This is a genomic window from Synechococcus sp. R5-12, assembly GCF_047502655.1.
Taxonomy (GTDB): Bacteria; Cyanobacteriota; Cyanobacteriia; order Thermostichales; family Thermostichaceae; genus Thermostichus.
The window spans coordinates 1-17,262 of sequence record NZ_JANSIM010000116.1 but is presented as its reverse complement, the minus strand read 5'-3'; the positions used below and the strand labels follow the sequence as shown (position 1 = coordinate 17,262).

The 17,262-nt window shown below is 56.1% G+C and carries 17 protein-coding genes; 8 read left to right on the top strand and 9 right to left on the bottom strand.

The window, feature by feature from the left end:
* Positions 1–328: 328 nt before the first annotated feature.
* A complete protein-coding gene (locus tag NW843_RS07150; RefSeq protein ID WP_011432901.1) occupies positions 329–655 on the top strand; it encodes a DUF5684 domain-containing protein in 327 nt (108 codons plus the stop codon).
* A gap of 44 nt (positions 656–699) precedes the next feature.
* On the opposite strand, the gene nuoK is transcribed toward NW843_RS07150, so the two are convergent.
* From nuoK to NW843_RS07125, 5 genes are all read right to left on the bottom strand, one after another.
* Entirely contained in the window at positions 700–1,005 is a 306-nt protein-coding gene (nuoK, locus tag NW843_RS07145) for an NADH-quinone oxidoreductase subunit NuoK (protein WP_414328814.1), read from the bottom strand.
* A gap of 81 nt (positions 1,006–1,086) precedes the next feature.
* On the bottom strand, positions 1,087–1,695 hold the full coding sequence (locus NW843_RS07140) for an NADH-quinone oxidoreductase subunit J (RefSeq protein ID WP_414342577.1): 609 nt from the start codon (positions 1,693–1,695) through the stop codon (positions 1,087–1,089).
* Positions 1,696–1,814: 119 nt separating this feature from the next.
* Positions 1,815–3,146 (bottom strand): TPM domain-containing protein, encoded by a 1,332-nt coding sequence (locus tag NW843_RS07135; protein ID WP_414522519.1) that lies wholly within the window; start codon positions 3,144–3,146, stop codon positions 1,815–1,817.
* A gap of 145 nt (positions 3,147–3,291) precedes the next feature.
* The gene (locus NW843_RS07130) at positions 3,292–4,023 is read right to left on the bottom strand and encodes a lipoyl protein ligase domain-containing protein (RefSeq protein ID WP_414522518.1); all 732 of its coding nucleotides are present in this window, start codon (positions 4,021–4,023) and stop codon (positions 3,292–3,294) included.
* A 17-nt stretch (positions 4,024–4,040) separates the two neighbouring features.
* Positions 4,041–4,505 carry a YbjN domain-containing protein gene (locus NW843_RS07125; RefSeq protein ID WP_414328810.1) on the bottom strand — a complete coding sequence of 155 codons (465 nt, stop codon included), beginning with the start codon at positions 4,503–4,505 and terminating at the stop codon, positions 4,041–4,043.
* A gap of 221 nt (positions 4,506–4,726) precedes the next feature.
* Here NW843_RS07125 and NW843_RS07120 point away from each other — a divergent pair, with 221 nt between their 5' ends.
* Positions 4,727–5,482 carry a 5'-methylthioadenosine/adenosylhomocysteine nucleosidase gene (locus NW843_RS07120; protein WP_414522517.1) on the top strand — a complete coding sequence of 252 codons (756 nt, stop codon included), beginning with the start codon at positions 4,727–4,729 and terminating at the stop codon, positions 5,480–5,482.
* A gap of 70 nt (positions 5,483–5,552) precedes the next feature.
* Here the strand turns inward: NW843_RS07120 and NW843_RS07115 are convergent, their stop codons facing one another.
* Positions 5,553–6,530, bottom strand: a complete 978-nt coding sequence (locus tag NW843_RS07115) for a PspA/IM30 family protein (RefSeq protein WP_011432908.1) — start codon at positions 6,528–6,530, stop codon at positions 5,553–5,555.
* Between the two features lie 305 nt (positions 6,531–6,835).
* Positions 6,836–7,654, bottom strand: a complete 819-nt coding sequence (locus tag NW843_RS07110; RefSeq protein WP_414522516.1) for a hypothetical protein — start codon at positions 7,652–7,654, stop codon at positions 6,836–6,838.
* 85 nt (positions 7,655–7,739) lie between these two features.
* Here NW843_RS07110 and NW843_RS07105 point away from each other — a divergent pair, with 85 nt between their 5' ends.
* The 4 genes from NW843_RS07105 to lpxD all read left to right on the top strand — a co-directional run bounded on the left by NW843_RS07105 (position 7,740) and on the right by lpxD (position 12,216).
* Complete coding sequence (locus tag NW843_RS07105) at positions 7,740–9,002, top strand: class I SAM-dependent methyltransferase (RefSeq protein ID WP_414522515.1); 1,263 nt, start codon at positions 7,740–7,742, stop codon at positions 9,000–9,002.
* 58 nt (positions 9,003–9,060) lie between these two features.
* Positions 9,061–10,584, top strand: a complete 1,524-nt coding sequence (locus NW843_RS07100; RefSeq protein WP_414522514.1) for a hypothetical protein — start codon at positions 9,061–9,063, stop codon at positions 10,582–10,584.
* Positions 10,585–10,650: 66 nt separating this feature from the next.
* Positions 10,651–11,169, top strand: a complete 519-nt coding sequence (locus NW843_RS07095) for a DUF4330 domain-containing protein (protein ID WP_414522513.1) — start codon at positions 10,651–10,653, stop codon at positions 11,167–11,169.
* Between the two features lie 15 nt (positions 11,170–11,184).
* Complete coding sequence (gene lpxD, locus NW843_RS07090) at positions 11,185–12,216, top strand: UDP-3-O-(3-hydroxymyristoyl)glucosamine N-acyltransferase (RefSeq protein WP_414522520.1); 1,032 nt, start codon at positions 11,185–11,187, stop codon at positions 12,214–12,216.
* 53 nt (positions 12,217–12,269) lie between these two features.
* Here the strand turns inward: lpxD and NW843_RS07085 are convergent, their stop codons facing one another.
* Positions 12,270–12,695: a DUF1499 domain-containing protein gene (locus tag NW843_RS07085; protein WP_414522512.1), complete on the bottom strand. Its 426-nt coding sequence runs from the start codon at positions 12,693–12,695 to the stop codon at positions 12,270–12,272.
* Between the two features lie 192 nt (positions 12,696–12,887).
* On the opposite strand from NW843_RS07085, the gene NW843_RS07080 reads away from it, so the two are divergent.
* Complete coding sequence (locus NW843_RS07080; RefSeq protein ID WP_414342578.1) at positions 12,888–13,574, top strand: Uma2 family endonuclease; 687 nt, start codon at positions 12,888–12,890, stop codon at positions 13,572–13,574.
* Between the two features lie 23 nt (positions 13,575–13,597).
* Positions 13,598–14,323, top strand: coding sequence for a Uma2 family endonuclease (locus NW843_RS07075; protein ID WP_414522511.1), 726 nt, complete (start codon positions 13,598–13,600; stop codon positions 14,321–14,323).
* Between the two features lie 33 nt (positions 14,324–14,356).
* On the opposite strand, the gene NW843_RS07070 is transcribed toward NW843_RS07075, so the two are convergent.
* Positions 14,357–17,080 (bottom strand): TylF/MycF/NovP-related O-methyltransferase, encoded by a 2,724-nt coding sequence (locus NW843_RS07070; RefSeq protein ID WP_414522510.1) that lies wholly within the window; start codon positions 17,078–17,080, stop codon positions 14,357–14,359.
* Positions 17,081–17,262 lie beyond the last annotated feature (182 nt).

Below are 17,262 nucleotides of genomic sequence, written 5' to 3'. Positions count from 1 at the left end.
TGTAGCGGCTTGCTGGAATCCCTGGTTCCCGGGATCCAATGCCCGCCGTTGCCCCCCCGTGCTTGAGAGATTATTCGTCAGATCTGTATTCTTGATGAAACTTGACAGAATTCTTGATGAAACTTGACAGATAAGTCTGGACAACGGGATCCCTTTTGGCTAACTTTGTGGGCGGGATCAGAGTAGCTCCTGAACAGCTTTGGAAAGTTGGTTTTCTTGCGGTTTGGCCTTATAGCTGTATAGATTCGAGGGTTGTCTCTGACACCAAAGAGACGCTGGAGACAAGTGAGTTGACATTCGCAAATATCAAATATGTGGGAGGGTCACGATGGATGAGCTTTTACCAGGGCTGATTGCCGTTGCCCTTTACGCCTTCTTTAGCTACACCTTAATGGTGATTGGAGAGAAGCTAAACGTGCCGAATGCTTGGTTAGCTTGGATCCCGATTGCTAACATCTGGGTGATGTGTCGAGCTGCTGGTAAACCCGGCTGGTGGGTGATCCTCTTCTTCATTCCCCTAGTCAACTTGATCTTCGGTATCTGGGTGATCTTTGCCATTCCACCCCGCCTGAATAAATCCCGCTGGCTGGGTCTGCTGGTTTTCCTGCCTGTTTTGGGAGCTTTGCTCTACTCAGGCATTCTGGCCTTCACTTGAATTAGCCAGCCTTGCCTTGATACAAACTAAACAATCGAAAAAGTCTACCACTTGAGCAAGTTGAAGCTCTCCATATCGATAGTGGCGCGGTTGCGGTAGATCCCCAGCACGATGGCCAAGCCCACTGCGGCCTCGGCAGCCGCCACAGTGATGACAAACACCGAGAACACCTGGCCGCGAATCATCGCTGAATCGACAAAGTTGGAGAAAGCCATGAAGTTCAGGTTCACCGCATTGAGCATCAGCTCAATCGACATCAGGACGCGAATCGCATTGCGGCTCACAATCAATCCGTAAATACCAATGCAGAAAAGAATCGCTGCCACCACCAAGAAAAACTGCAGTTGCAACATCGCGATGAGCTCCATGTAGATACACAACGACAGGGGCCTCGGGAAAGCTCTAGGTTTTATGGCCGAGAGCAGTCAGCTTTAGCGGGTGCTCACCAGCTCTGCTTGCCGTTCCGACTCCGATTCAAGCTGGGGTCGGGCCCGCTCCAGCAAGCTCAGATCCCCTTCTCCAGCTTGGGGAATGACAAACTCTCGACGCGCCAGCACAATAGCACCGATCAGAGCCATCAACAGCAGGATAGAGGCCAGCTCGAAAGGCAACAGATACTCCCTGAAGAAATGCCCACCCATCACCAAAACACTGCTCATGGGTTGGATTGGCTCTAACTGCCAGGGGGTATTCAGGGCCATCGCCGTCAGAAGGGCAAACAACCCCAAGCACACGACTGCCGTCACTCCGTTGCGCAGCCAGCCCAGCTTCAGGGGGGCAAAGGTGTAGCGCCGATTCACCAACATGATGGCAAACAGGATCAACACATTAACCGCGCCGACGTAGATCAGAACTTGGGCTGCGGCCACAAAATCGGCATTCAAGAGGAGATACAACCCGGCCATGCTCAGGAAAACGCCCCCGAGCAGAAAACCGGAATAGACAATGCTGGGGGCCCAAACCACGCCTAGCGCGAAGCCAATGGCCATCGCCGATAGCACCACAAACGTAACCAGTTGTACGCCTTCTCCGAGGGTCATGAGAGATCCGTCCTTAGCCAGTTTCTATTGCTGCTCCCTTACCACTGTACTGTCCTGGCGGATTTAAGAGAAGCCCGACTCCTTTTTCAGATCGATAGAGAAATCTCTAGAGTTGGGTCTCACCAACTGCCGCCCGCTCCGCCGCCGCTGCTTCTGCCGCCCCCGAAACTCCTACCCCCGAAACTCCTATTCGAAGCCCTACTGAGCCGCGGGATCACAACTTCTCTCTCACGGCGGTATTGGCAAATCGGGCAGGTCAGGATCTCCAACTTCAAACCGCTGGAGTCATAGGTGGCTTTCCTGAGAACCTGTGTGGTGAGGTTGAGGGTGAGGGCTTGGCACCGAGGGCAGTAAAGGTGTCGGGAGAGCGTGCCTTCGCGCACAACCACAGCTATTCCTTGACAGGTAGGACAAAACCAGCCGTAGTAGCGAGCTCTGCCGCGGCTCCTGGCCAGGCGATGCTCTTGGGGAAGGTACTTATCCAGAAGCTGGGGCTGGATTGGGCGCATGGGTCGACCACAGGCTTGACAGACCACTGGCTGAAAAGGGATCCCACGCTTCCGGCCCAAGGTGCCGTCAGTGGCCATAGCAGCCACAACCGGCAGAGCGAACCCCAGCCAGTTGCCGCTGGACAATCCTAGGAACACGCCAAGGCAGAGGGATCCCGAATAGAGGAAGAGACGAATGGGGCCGCTCTGAACCGACGAGAGCGCAGCACCTGTTCCTTGATCTCTGGGTGTCAGAGAGAGGACTTGTCTTCCCCCTCGCTCGGCCCTCAGAGAGACGGGCATGCGAGAGCGCTGCCACCCCAGCCCCAAAATGATGATCCCCAGCAGCAGCAGGATCCCTTCCACCAGGGAAGAATCAATGCCCTGGGCCACTGCCCCAGAAGAAGTTGCAATCGTTGAGGTGGTAACTCCAGAAGCTGCCGCAGGAACATTTGCAACGGGCTGGCCCTGCAACACCGAGGTCAACTGCCGCACCCCCGCCAGAGTGCCGCCATCAAAATCCCCATTGCGAAACCGAGGCAGGATCTGCTGGTCGATAATCTGCTGGACTCGGCTGTCGGGGAGGATAGCGACCAGGCCCCTGCCCGTTTCGATTTCCACCCGCCGATCCCCTACCGAGATGAGAAACAAAACCCCGTTGTTTTGGCCTGCCTTGCCGATCCCCCAGTAGTTAAATAGCTGCGTGGTGAAGTCTTTTGGTGTTGCATATCCCTGAGTATTCGGCACGGTAACCACTGCCATCTCGACACTGGTGCGCTGCTCAAGCTGAGTGATAAGACGGTTGAGCTCGTTTTCGGTGCTGCTGCTGAGGATGTTGGCGGTATCGGAAACCCACCCTCCATACTGACGGCGGGGGTTGGGCACTTGTTCAAGGGTAATGGCCCAAGCGGGCTGCGGCACTAGGGATACAACTAGCAAAACTGCCGCCCAAACTTTCGGCATGGCTTACCTGGCTGAGCGCTGCCTAGGTTCTAGCACAGCTGTCTCGGCTAGACTGGCAGTCCTTTTCCCAGGGAGAGAGGGGAGTTGGGGAACGGTTGAGACAAGCCGCTTCTTGTTGCTAGTAATTGTTAACAGCAACCGGCCCTCAGTCCGGCCAAGGGAGCCAGGCTTCTTCTTGCCATTCCACTTCAAAGCACTCCCGGGCGGCCTGGAGAAAATGTTCGATCAAAGCAGGGATCCCTGGCGCCGTGGGGCAAATGTCGTAGATACCAATCACCTGCGAGCCGGGCAGATACCGTTCCCACAGCTCTAGATTGGGTTGCAATAGGAGGGATCCCTGTTGCAAGATCCCCCAAGGCTGCCACAGTTGGGCGTTGCCCATGAGCTTTTTGCCCTGCCAGCTCAAGTCAGCACGGGTACGGGAGGCAAAGCAACTGGTCTTGTTGCGGTAGCCGGGATCCCGGTGGCTTCGGCCGTGAGCAAAAGCGGGCTCATCTATGGCAATGCCCAGCTCCGCCAACCCCTGCACCCAAAAGCGGCAACAGAAGTCGTACACCCAGGCCCGCTGCAAACTGGGCAACCTGGCTTGCAAGTAAGAAAGGGGCAACACCAAGCTGTAGGTCAGCTCTGCTGCATCCTCAGCCGCCTGATGGAGCACCGCCCTTCCCCCCGTGGGTCGGCGCACAATCGGGATCCCTGGCAGGGGATCTGGCCAAACCTGGTGCCGTCCCAGCGAGAGGGTAAGCTGATCCCAGCCATAAAAGCGCAGGCAGGGGTGAGGATCCCGACGAAGCCTGTGCAAAAGCCGGAAGTCCTGCTCCATCTGCCAGGCCCCAGAGGCCACGCGGTAGGGGAGCCAGTATCCCTGGGATCCCATCCCGGCAAAGCCAGACCTTAAACTTTGGGGAACTCCGCCTGGAGGGGCTCATCATATTCATCGGCCAAGCTGGCCACAATGGTGATGGCCCGGGAAATTTCGCCCGCTGTGATCCCTTCCAAGGTGCGGTAGTGGTTCAGCACCACCTGGTTGTTCCAGATGCAAAAGCGCGCCTCTAGGGTGTCGCTCCAATTCTTCTCCAGGAGCTTCTGCATCAGCTTGGCCGGTTCTGCCACCGGCAGAGAGAGAACGGGAGACCATACCAAAAGAGTGTCTTCTGGGGATTCGCCGCTCAGATGGACGAACACTTCTGCCGTGCCGTAGGTGAATTTCCAGGTGTGACCTTGCTCGTGGTTTTCGTAGGCCGCATCCTCTTTGAGGCTGGAAACCACCGCCGAGACAACCTCAACGCAGCGAAGGGGCTCTGGAAAAACCTCTGGCGAAGGGTTAAAGGTGCTCATGAGCGGCTCACTGTAGACCATGGTCTTCCCCCTATTCCCTATCCAACCACCTCAACTATACCGCTATACCGCCTAAGACTCCGACCTATCCGGTCATCGCTTTGGGATCCTCAACTCAGGCGAGAATGAAACTGTTGGCAATGGTTCACTAAGTGGCCGGACAGGTGAGGGCAAGCGATCCCCCCCGCCAACTGGAGAGAGAGCCTGTTCAAAAGTCTTTCGAAGAACCTGAGGGAAGCTCTATGGAATCTCCATCTCATCTCCCCCAGAAAGCCATTGGTATTCTTGGAGCCCTGCCCGAGGAAGTGGCCATGCTCACCGCAGCAATGGAAACCTGCTCCATCCATACCCATCTGGGGCGACAGTTCTACCGGGGATCCCTGGCGGGGCAACCGGTGGTGGTGGTACAAGGTGGGGTGGGCAAGGTGCGGGCGGCAACCACGGCGGCTCTGTTGGTGGCCCATTTCCCTTTGCAGGGGATCATTTTTACCGGTGTGGCCGGGGCCTTGGCCGATCACCTGCACATGGGAGATGTGGTGCTGGCCCATGCGGCGATTGAGCACGACTTTGGCACCGGACGACCCGAGGGCTTTGTCTTGGGGATCGACTTTATCCCAGAGCTGCGCCACCCACTGGCCGAGGCCGATAGCGCCCTCTACGACCTGATCGTGGCCCATCCCGAGCGGATCCCTCTCCACCCCCTACAAGGCCGGGATCCCGTCATCCATCAAGGCTTGGTGGCCACCGGCGATGTGTTTGTGGCCGACGCAGACCTACGCCGACAAATCCGAGAACGCACCGGCGCTTTGGTGGTGGAGATGGAGGGGGCAGCCGTGGTGCGAGTAGCGCAAGAAGCCGGGATCCCTTGTTTGCTGGTGCGCTCGGTTAGCGATGCAGGGGACGATACGGATTTCTTGAGTTTTTTTCAAACAGCAGCGCTCAACTCAGCAGCAGTTGTCCGCACCATCCTGCAAAACCTGCCCCCCTCCTTGCCTTAGCCCAAGTGCGCAGATCCCCTCCTCTAGCGCAAAAGACGCAAAAGAGGAGTTGGGCATGGTTGCGTTCGCGTCAGTTGTTCATCTCCCGCTCCAGCTTGGCCATCGAGATCTGGCTTTCCAGGCGGGAAATGCCTTCGCGAAGGGTTGCCACCTGTGCTTCAACTTCATCCAAAGATTTGCGAACCGCTTCTGCTGCGCTCATGTGCTGGTTGCGCCGAACCAAAGCCTCGCGGGCAAGGTCATCCTGGTTCTGTTGGCTGGCTTTCTCAGCCCTGACAAACCAATCTTCGGCCTTTTGCAAAATTTCGTCGTACCGCCGTTCCAGTTGCTTGCGACTGGCCAGGGTTGTGGTCAGGCTGCGCTGCAATTGTTTCAGATCCCGCTCCATCTGCCGGATGCTCACCCTCTGTCGGCTGGGCTTTCTCCACAGCACCTTGCTCAGACCCACCATCACCACCGCAGTAGCAATCCCCACACCCGCAGCCGCCGCCGGATTTTCACGAATCAAAGAACCATCCAAAACATTGACCCCCGCAAAGGCCGAGGTTTGCGTGGCCGTCTCCCGAAACTCCCAAGGCATCACCGGATTGCGTTGCTGCCAGAAGCCTAACCGCGCCGCTTGGGCCGCCTCTTGGGCTTCTAGGTAGCGTTGCCGATTGGCCCCGTGCAAAAAGCGCTCGTAAACCACCGCCTGACCCTGGCGCAACATCTCCAAATTCACCAAACCATCGGCGTTGTACACCTGGGCAATGTGAAGCCCTTCCGGTGTGACATAGAGGGTATCCACCTGCACCAGGGATCCCGTCGGGAGCAAGTTTTGCAAAGCCTCTTGGGATAGCCGCCCCCAGCGCCCTTGGGTCAGCTCCGGCGCATCTACATAGGCCAGACGGAAACGGGTTGGCCTGCCGTTCAAGTCCGCCCAGAAGGTATCCCCATCCACCACCGACCGCACCCGTGCCGTCCCGGAAGATTGTGCTGCCGCCGGAAGAACAAGCCAACTGCCCGAAAGGACAGCCACAGTCATCAGAAGGGAAGTTCTTGAGGTCATGGGGGTCACTCCTATTGTGCAGAACAAGAACAAAAGTTAAGAAATAATAAGATAGAGAAGTTTGGGGGAACAAACCGGAATCCCAGAGCGTCCTTGGGGATTGCCGTGAGGCTGGCTGCTGCTCTTCCCTGGCAAAGGCAACAGAGCCAGCTGCTCCCTACGTCGGAAAAGCGAACCTCTCCCACGAAAAGCTGCGGCTCTCGAAGAGTCGGCTCGTGGGGTCGGCTTAATTTGGGTTAGAGTTTAGCTCACCTTTTGGGGCAACGTCACAGCCCTAAGGCGCAATCTTTGTCCCCCGGATCAAATCACAGGCGCAAGCGATAGGGTTCTTCGTCGGGGAAGTCGAGCAGAGGAGGGGGCAGGATCTCGATCTCCCCCGTAGGCAGCGTTTGCAGCACGGTACCCAACTGGACCAGTTGTTCCAGGACGTACAGGCGGGTATCCCGGTCGGTGGTGGAGTTAAACACGCTCAGCCAAACATCGAATTGGGAACGGCGGCTGAGGGGGCTGCGGGCAATGTTATCCCCCAACTGGCGAAATTCATCTCCAGGCAGGCCCACCTGCTCTCGCCAGGCAGCGGCTTGGTAGTAATCGGTGCGGCCCGCTTCCGCGTCCCCCAGAAACATAAAGTTAAGTAGGGCGCGATCCACATAAAGTCGCCAGGCGTCAGGGTTGTTTTGGGGGTTGAACTGCTGCAAGCCGCGATCCAAAATCTCGACGGCTTTTTCCGGCTGGCCGGCCCGATAGGCCAACACCAAACTAGAGAGCCGGTAGCCCAAGAGGAAACGGGGATCCAGCCGCAGCATGTGATCGAAGTAGTCGTAGGCCAGGCCATAGCCAGTCTGGGCGCGGGCCGGGGCATCCCCGTAGTACTGGATCAGCTCCAGCCACAGCCAGGAAGCCCCCAAGTTACGGTAGCCCAGCCACCCCAGCGTATTGGCCAGGGCAATGTTGCGGTTTTTGCGGGCCTCGGCATTTTCCAATTCTCCCAGATTGATCCGCTCCAGCATCGGCAACTGCAGCCGCACCACCAGGATCCCACACAGAAACGCCCCCCCAACGGCGGCCAGAGTGCCTGCCAGGGAGAAGCGAGAGCGGCGACGGGGCAAGGAAGCAGTAGCCATGGCAAGTTTTTTGCGGATCCCTGAGGCTGTCGCGACCAGGGCTACACTCAATCATAAATTGAACCGTTGAGCCTTTCCCCTGCCTATGGCCAGCTCCGCCCTCTCGGCTTCAGAACGGGCTTTAAGCCTTTACGAGGCTTTGCCTTACCCCAATGTGCCCCTCTCGCAGACGGCCCGCAACGCCCTGCCGGAGATGTTCAAGATGAGCTATACCACGGCTCAGTACCTGCGCACCCATACCATCGTCCCGCCAGAGGGCAAGGTGTTGTTGAATGCCGGCTGTGGCTCCGGCTGGGAAACGTTGATGATGGCCGAGGCCAATCCAGGGGCCCAGATTGTTGCCTGTGATCTGTCTCCGGCTTCGGTCAAGCTTACCGAGGAACGCCTGCGCCACCACGGCTTCACAGATGCCGAATTTTATGTCCTCAATCTGCTGGAGCTGGATCGCCTGGGGATCCAATTCGATTTCATCAGCCTCAATGATGTTTTGTATTTGCTGGAGGATCCCACCGAGGGCCTGCGGGCCATGAAAAATGTCCTCAAGCCCGATGGCATCATCCGGGCCAATCTCCACAGCCGCTACCAACGGCAGGTGTTTTTCCGCCTGCAAGAGGGGTTGCAAAAGGTGGGGCAATTTGACGTTCCGCCAGCAGTAGGGGCCAAGAATGTGCGGGAGTTCATGGGATCCCTTCGGGAAGAAGTGGCCCAGGCGGTGCTCTGGAACCCGGCCAACTATGCCGAAGATGCGGCCATTATGAATAATTACCTACTCTCCAACGACAAGGGGTTCACGATCCCCGACCTGTTTCGCATGTTGCAGCAGGCGGGGTTGAGCTTTTTGAGCTTGGTGGATAGGCCCGACTGGTCGGTGGAGTCTTTGTTTAAAGAGGTACCTGAGTTTGTGCGGCAGCGGTTGGCAACCCTCAGCATCATGGAGCGGCTGCATCTGTATGAACTCCTTCGCCCTGTCCATCGCCTCATCGACTTTTGGGCGGAGCATGCCGGCTCTTCGCCGGTGCTGCCTTGGAGTGACGAAGATTGGCTGTCGGGATCCGTACAATTCAATCCCCTGTTGATGGACAACCCCCGCTTTCGACAGGAGTACAGCAAAGCCCTGCAAGAGAAGCGGCCCTACGAAATGCAGTGGACAGGAGCCACCCACGGGCGGATCAGCATCCCTGCCGAGAAAGTGAGCTGGTTGGCGCCACTGCTTCAAGGACCAACGCCGGTTCGAGAGCTGATTCAACAGGCCGTCCAGTTGGGATCCCCAGATGAAGAACGAACAACCGCTGAGGTGCTGACCTTCCTAACCAACCTAGAAGACTTTCTTTTTTTGATGCTGCAATAGGCAGCTCCCCAAGTTCTGGCTGCCCATACCTGTCTGTTGTTTGTAACCTATGAGTCAGATGTCTGCCCGGTCGGGATCTTACTGGCGCGCAACCCTGACGCGGTGGTTCCCACAGCCTCTGGATCGCTGGGTTGCCCGGATTACCCTCTGCAACCTGGCCATCGGGGTGATCCTGGTGGTGTTGGGCAACCACACAGCTCCTTACGTGCGGGACTTTAACTGGCAACAGCAACGGGTGGGGGCGCAAGAAGTGCAGATGGTGCTCACCTTCAACCGCCCGATGGATCCCGTCAGTGTTGAAGAGCATTTGGAGATCCAGCCCCCTCTGCCAGGCCGAATGCGCAAGCTGGGTCGCCGCTTTTTTTGGACGCTGACAGAACCAGCCCCTTACGGCCAGACCTACCGGGTGCGCCTGCAGGCAGCCGTGGATGAACGGGGCCAGCCCATGGCCCAGCCCTTTGAGGGGGAATTCCGCACGCCGGATCGGCAGTTGCTGGGGATCAGCACCGAACCTGCCCAGCGAGGGCGAATGTTTCTGTTCAACCTGGAGACGGGATCCACTACCCTGCTGACTCCGGCTGGGCTCAAGGTAACCCAAATGCAGCCCAGTGCCGATGGCCGCTTCGTGTACTATTTCGCCACGGCTACCCACCCACAGCACCAGGATCTGTACCGACTGGATCTGGAGGATCTGTCTTCGCGGTTGCTGCTGGATCATCAGGGTTACCAAAACCTGCGCTTCCAAGTCTCGCCGACGGGGGAACTGGTGGTGGCAGAGCGGATCCCGCTGCAACGGGATCCCATGGCTGCCGTCCAGACGGAGCTGTGGATCCAGAAAACGAGCCGGGATCCCTTTGAGCGACTGGAATTGGATACAGCGGTGGGGGGAGACTTTTTCATCAGCCCTGATGAGGGCAGCCTGCTCATCTCGCAGGGACAGGGGGTGGGGATCGTACCCTTGCATCCACGGGCGGCAGCGGAGAGCTTTCTAGCCCAGTTCGGCCAAACCTTAGCCATCCGCCCCGATGGGGCTTTCGGGGCTTTGCTGCGCTTCAATCCCGACTACACCCGCAGCCTCTCCATCGTCAGCAATACCGGCAACAGCGAGGAGATTTTGAGAACCCAGGGATCCATCCTGAAAGGGGCTTTTTCCCCTCGGGCGCCCATCTTCTACGCCTTGGTCAGTGAGGTCTCTCACGTTAGCGGTGCGGAGCATGATTCTGTTGGCGAGGTCGCGATGGACTCCCCCAGCTACACCGAGTCGCCCCGCCTGCTGGCGATAACGCTCGGCACTGAAGCAGGCAACGCCATAGAGGTGGTTCGAGCCACCTATCCCGTCGATCTGGACTTCAGCATTTCCCCGGATGGACGCATGCTGGCCTACACGCTCTTGGAACCGTTCCCAGGGATCCCGGATCCCTCGGCTCCCCTTAGCCGTAGCGGGCAAGCCATCATGGCCTCGCAAGTGTGGTTGGTGGATTTGCAGGACGGGCTGCCCATTCCTGATGGACAAAGTGGTTCGCACCGCTGGCGGGAACGCCGCCTACCGCTGGGCAGCAGCGCCCTAGCCTGGATCCCTTAGGGCGGGAAAGCCACTTGGAGAACAAACCTGCCTAGAATCAAGACAGGGTGTGCGAGGAGAGGTGATATGCGGCTCATTGACGAGCAGGGGCGGCTTTTGGGAAAGGTCAGCCTCTTGGATCTGGGAGCTCTGGCAATTGTGGTGGTGGCCATTGTCGCCGTCTTGTTCTTTCCGGGTCGGCAGGCGGGCAGTGTCGTCCAGGTGGGAGGTGGCCCCACGCTGCCGGTGGAAGTGGACATGATTGTGCGCGGGGTCAGCAGCCGCTCTATGGAACCTTTTCAGGCGGGGCAGAAGGCTGACCTGATCATCCGCAACCAGCCCTACGGCCAGGTGGAGGTGGTACGGGTGGAAAATGTCAGCCGCACGGTGCCGGTGGTTTTCCCCGATGGGCGGGTGCAGAACTTGCCCGATCCCGAAGCCTATCGCCTCGACCTGGTATTTACGTTGCGGGGGCGGGGCCAGCGGACGGAGAATGGCATCGTCCTGGGCAACAATCGCGTCAAAATTGGCGTTCCCCTAGAGCTAGAGACCTTTGACTACAACTTGCGCGGCACCGTGATGGACGTGCGGCTGCTGCAATCGTAGAGGATGTCAACTCCAATGCAGCTACAGGAGATTGCCCAAAAGTTGGGATGTGCCTACGAGGGGGATCCCACCCTGGAAATTCACGGCGTCGCCAGCCTGGCGGAGGCGCGTCCGGGAGAGTTGAGCTTTCTCAGCGAGGCCCGCTACTTGCCCCTGCTGGAGCAAACCCAAGCCAGCGCGGTGATTGTGGAAGAATCGACCCCTTTGCCCCGTTCCATTCCCTGTTTGCGCGGCAGGGATCCCCGTCTGCTCTTTGCCCAGGCCATTGAGCTGTTCTACCAACCCTACCGCCTGCCCGTTGGCATCCACCCCACCGCTGTGATTGATCCCAGCGTTGAGTTGGGAGAAGGTGTGGCCATTGGGCCGCATGTAGTGGTGATGGAAGGGGTGAAAATTGGCGACTACACCCAAATCCACCCCAACGTAACCATCTACCCCCACGTGCGGATTGGATCCCGCTGTCAGCTTTTCGCCAACTGCGTTATTCACGAGCGCACGGAGATTGGGGATGATTGCCTAATCCACAGCGGTGCTGTCATCGGCGACGACGGCTTTGGCCACATTCCTCTTCCCGACGGCTCCTGGCGGCGCATGCTGCAGGCAGGCCGAGTGGTGCTGGAAGACAACGTGGAGGTAGGCAGCAACACCACCATCGACCGGGCCGCCGTTGGCGAGACCCGTATTGGCCGCGGCACCAAGATCGACAATCTGGTGCAAATTGGCCACGGCGTGCGCACCGGATCCCACTGCCTGATCATCGCTCAGGTGGGCATTGCCGGCAGTACCCAATTGGGCCACCATGTCATTTTGGCCGGGCAATGTGGCTTGGCCGGGCATCTTCACATCGGCGATGGCGTGCGTGTAGCCGCCCAGACAGGTGTAACCAGCGATATCCCTGCTGGTCAAACGGTAGCAGGCTACCCCCATCAACCCATTGCCGAGTGGCGCAAGAGCATGGCCGTCCAGCGGCACTTGCCTGAGCTGCAACGCACCTTGCGCAAGCTGGAAGCTCGTGTGGCCAAGCTGGAACAGACCAGGGAATCATGAGAGACGGCAAAAGATGCGGATCCCCATAAGTCCCCCGCCTTGTCCTGTCGGCCCTAGCTCTGCTCCAGCAACGACCGCAAAGTGTTCAGGTACTCGTTGATGTTGCGCCGGTTGCCGCCGAAATCATATTCCCCAACACGGCCTTCGGAAGTAATGTGTAGACGAGTATGGCCAGGATCCCCTTCTATTGGCGACAGCGAAACCGTTAGATCGTCCACGAACTTAAAAAAGTTGGTGCGGGAGATCCCCTTCACTTCCATCGCCTCAGCATCCACAGAGACCAGTTCCCCCCGCTTCCAAACTTGAAAGGCTTGCTCAGCCGCTTTTAACACCCGGTCTGGGCTAGCTGCAATCACAACTTCCTGTTGGGCGCGATTGTAGGGGGATCCACCCAGGGTGGCCGCTTGTAAGGTGGGGATCCCGCTTGCCAAGCCGAAAAGCAGCACCGCTATCACCACCAAAAGTTTCCAGAAAGACATGCGGACAAAAGGAGAAGTTTACATCTCTTATTATGCCTTTCAGTTAGTAGAACGCTCCTGTTATCACCCTGTCAGCCTGAAGCAGAGCACCTGCCGGCGGTTCTATCGATGGGTTAGCCTACAGCTAATTCACTTGCCCCGAGTGCAAAAATGCTGGCCCAAGAAAAACTCCAAGAGAAAGCCGAGGAAAAGATTACTCCCCTCACCCGCCAGCAACTGGCGGAGCTCATGCCCTCGGCCCAGGGGCTGCTCAGCGATGAACCCGAAATGGAACACTCCCTGCATGCCCTGCAGCTTTTGATTCTGGTCAGCTGCCTCGCCCGCCTCTGGCAAGACCGCAACGACTACTTCCTCGCCTGGAACCTCACCGTCTACTACAGCCGAGAGCAACTCAAAAATAAAGACTTCCGCGGGCCAGATCTGTTTTTGGTCAAAGGGGTAGAAAACCGCCCCCGCCCTTCTTGGGTGGTGTGGGAAGAAGGTGGCAAATACCCGGACTTGATCATCGAGCTGCTTTCGGAATCGACTGCCAAAGTGGATCGGGGTGAGAAGCGGGAGCTTTACGAAAGGATTTTCAGGACACCGGAGTACTTTTACTATTCTCCGGAGACGCAGGAGTTTATGGGTTTGCGACTGAGGGGGGAGAAGTACGAGGAGATTGAGCCAACGGAGCAGGGCTGGCGCTGGAGCGAGATGCTGGAGCTGTATCTGGGGATCCATAACCAACAACTGCGCTACTTTTTCCCCAATGGGGAGCTGGTGCCTACTCCTGAAGAAGCTGAGAGAATCGAGCGCCAACGTGCTGAGCAAGAGCGACAGCGAGCAGAGCGCCTGGCCCAGAAGCTGCGGGAGCTGGGGGTGGATCCCGATACCTTGTAAGGGTAAAGAGAGGAGAACTGGCAATGACTAACCCGAACCCAATTACTGAGGTGCTGGATCCGGTTTATCTACCCGAGTTGCCCCCCACCCAAGACGAGCTCCCCTACGACGACGGCGAACCTATGGAAAGCTGGCGGCACAGGTGCCAGATGGACTTGCTCATCTCCACTACCCAAACCTGGTTGCAGCAGCGCCCTGATGGCTTTGTCGGTGGCAATATGTTTCTCTACTACAGCTTGGAGCAGACCAGCGGCCGCAATTTCAAAGGGCCGGATTATTTTGTGGTGTTGGGCGTGCCTAAAGGCGAGCGCAAAAGCTGGGTGATTTGGGAGCAGGGCAAAGGGCCGGACGTGGTGATTGAGCTTCTTTCTCCCAGCACTGCCCAGGAGGATAAAACAAGCAAAAAGCAACTTTATGAGCAGATTATCCGGGTGCCGGAGTACTTTTGGTTTGACCCGTTTGATCCAGAAGACTGGGCGGGGTTTCGGCTGAGGGGCGACCGCTATGAGCCGATTAAAGAGGATGCAGAGGGTTGCTTGCCGAGCGAGGTTTTGGGATTGTGCCTAGTGAAGTGGGAGGGCAGGTTTCGGGACATCGAGGCCACCTGGATTCGCTGGGCCACTGCTGCTGGGGAACTGGTACCCACCGAGGCCGAACTGGAGCGGCAAAGGGCTGAGCAGGCCGAACAACGGGCAGGGCGCCTGGCCCGGAAGCTACGAGAGCTAGGGGTAGATCCAGACGCCCTGTAGACAGCCAAGTAACTCAAGACAACAGATGGATCCCTAGGAGGCCAACAGCAACACAGGTAGCTTTTGAATAGCAGGCCGTAATCCCTTGGGAAAGCGCTCCCGCTTCAAGAGATAGCGATAGTTGAGTTGGGGAATAAGTCTCTCCCATTGATAGGGGTTCAAGCCAGCTACCACTGAACAGAACGGCTCTCTACTGAGCTCTAACCCCTCTTCCATGAGCCTGAGAGCTATGTTGCCTGCAGCTATCTCCAGAGTTTGATTGGCCAGTTGCGGATCCGGATCCCCTAGGAAGATCAGAGCATAGTCTTCTGGCTGAGGACTGCGCAGAATTGGCTCCAGCAAGCCCTCCAGTTCTTGGATAAGCTGCTCTGTCTCCATTTCCCAGTAGGGGAAAAGGCCCACGTTGATCTTGCTCAGGCGGATCCTTTCTGATTTAGAGATTTCTGTTAGGCCATCTCTAACCACTAGCCAGTTCTCAGAAGGACTCAGCCAAACTCCTGAGTAATCGACACTATGGAGCTGAAAAAAGGCTCTGATTTCCTGCTCGAAGTCATGAACAGCTTTGCAACATCCTTGCCAGTGTCCGTAATCATCGATTTGGATGAATCCTTGGGAATGAACCTGATCATAGAAATGATGAAAAATATCCATCGTTGATTGATACCAGTCAGCATCTGCATGCAGCAGAGCAACCTCGCCCACTTGCTCTCGATAGATAGGCAAGGTGTCAGCAAACAGCCCTGGCACGGGGACAATGAGATCCCAGACCCCTAGTTCCCTGGCAATCACCTCTAAGTTCTCCGAAATGGGTGCCGCTAAAGCACCGGATCCAAAACCCGTATCGTTGGCAGCAACTCCTCGATAATCTCGATCCGCCTCTGTTGGATCAGGCATACCTGAGAAGGTATCGAAAGCATATAGCTTGCGAGGTCGACGGCTGTAGTTCTTAATCACCCAGGCCAGCAAAGCTGAGCTTCCACCCCTGCAAACACCACATTCTACAAAGTTCCCAGGAATGTCTTCTTCACAAACCTGCTTAGCCAGTGAATAAAGGCTCCAAAGACGCTCAAAGCCCAGCAAGGTAAAAAATTTAACTTTCTCTAGCACCCTAGACAACTCAAGGTTACAGACCGGATAGTCCTTGAGGTGCTCTGGCAATGTCCAATTCACAGCAGGGTCTGGAATATGCTCAACGGGCTTGACATTGCCTCGCCAGGCCACTCCCATAATTTGCATGGTCTGGTAAATCATCGTGTTCCAGCCCCTGTCTCTCAAGTAATTCAAACCTTCAGCCACATCCGGCGAGGCTAGATTATGAAACAGAATCAAGGCATCCTCAGCAGCATAGCGCTCTGCCACTTGAGCATCCTGCAAGGGGGCTGGTGAGTCATGATTCCCATCGATGAAAATCAGAGACCAGCGACAATCCTCTTGCTGGGCAATCTCCTCCACCTTCCCTGGGCTGTAGCCAGGGTAGAGATTGACATTAGAGCGAACTCCAGCCGAGCGAAGAGATTGATCCACACTTCCATAAATCTGGGGATCGGCCAGAGCAGGATCTACCACATCGAGAATAACTCCTCCTGCCGCCAGGTGCGCAGTTGACCAACCTAGCCAACAGCCGATCTCTAGGGCGTTTTTTCCTTGTAGCTTAAGGGCAGTATTGTACAGAATATGAGCCTCGTCTCGACTAACAAAGCCGATAGTAGGTTGACGCAAATCCGCAGTACAAAGGTGAGGAACTTCTTTCCGTAGATAAGGCCAGGGATGAGGCCCTGGATCGATAGCAGTCATTAGAGGGAAGCTGTAGTCGAGATATATTTTCTTTTGATTAGCTGATACATAGTCATACCTTCTGATTGGAGAAGAATGGCTTCTAGGATACCAAAGACTGGCTTCAACTTTGAAGCCATCGGTAGTATGAGCTACATGAGTTTTTCTATCCTTAGCTTGACGGGTAGTAATGTGTAGAATCCCTAAAGGGATGTAAGGCTTCCAAGGCTCAACCCAGAGCTTGCTTTTTGGATCCCATAGAGGTAGTTTACTATGAACTGTCCAGTTACAAAACAATGGTAAAATTTGAACGTTATCTATCCCTAAGTCATTATGAATAGCCACGTTTAGAGAATACTGATCTGGAGATGAGAGTCGATCGAGGCTCATAGAGATAGCTTGGCTCAGTCTGTTTTTCCATGCTACCCAGTGAATACCGGAATTACTTCCAGAGAATACACCAGCATTTAGAATTGGTCTTATGTATAGGTGGTTATATACATGTCCAAAGTCATATACATGTCCAAAGCACCTGATGTATCCCGAGAGGTGAAAAGCTTGATGCGAAAATGGATAGGGATCGAAGAGAGTATTTAGCAACTCAGGAACAACTGCAAGGTTTTTGTATATTGCTCCCAGGGTAAGAAGCTCAATTGCAGACCAGTCTTGCACCCAAGCATCTGCATCAATCCAAATATAAACTTCATAGCCTGGAAAGTATTCAGGAAGGAAAGGCCTGCAAACTAGTGCCTTGAGATACTTGGGTTGTCTATCAATGTCGGGAATATCATAGTTCCAATCTGGCTCAACAATGTGGTCAACGTACTGACCTATCCATTGCAACTGCTCCGGTGTACAGCCTACATCCAAGAATCCAATATCTACAGAGTGCCCCTGAGGTTTCTCTCGAATAGAGAGAATGGTCCCCTGAACCAATTCAAAAAACTTGCTGTCAGCAGCCGTAACGATAATGGTTGAGTTCATAACCTTAAGTCTCCTCTCCAAGACTTGAATTGTTGTCGACAAAGCAAGCCCTGCTTAGATAGCAAAGGACTCCTCTTTGGCCTGCTACAACTTCTCCCTGCCAGAGGAGATGGGTAGGATCCAGCATCTGGTCAATCCGCTTGCGGTCTTGCTCAGAAGTAAACTCCACGTAAATCACCTTG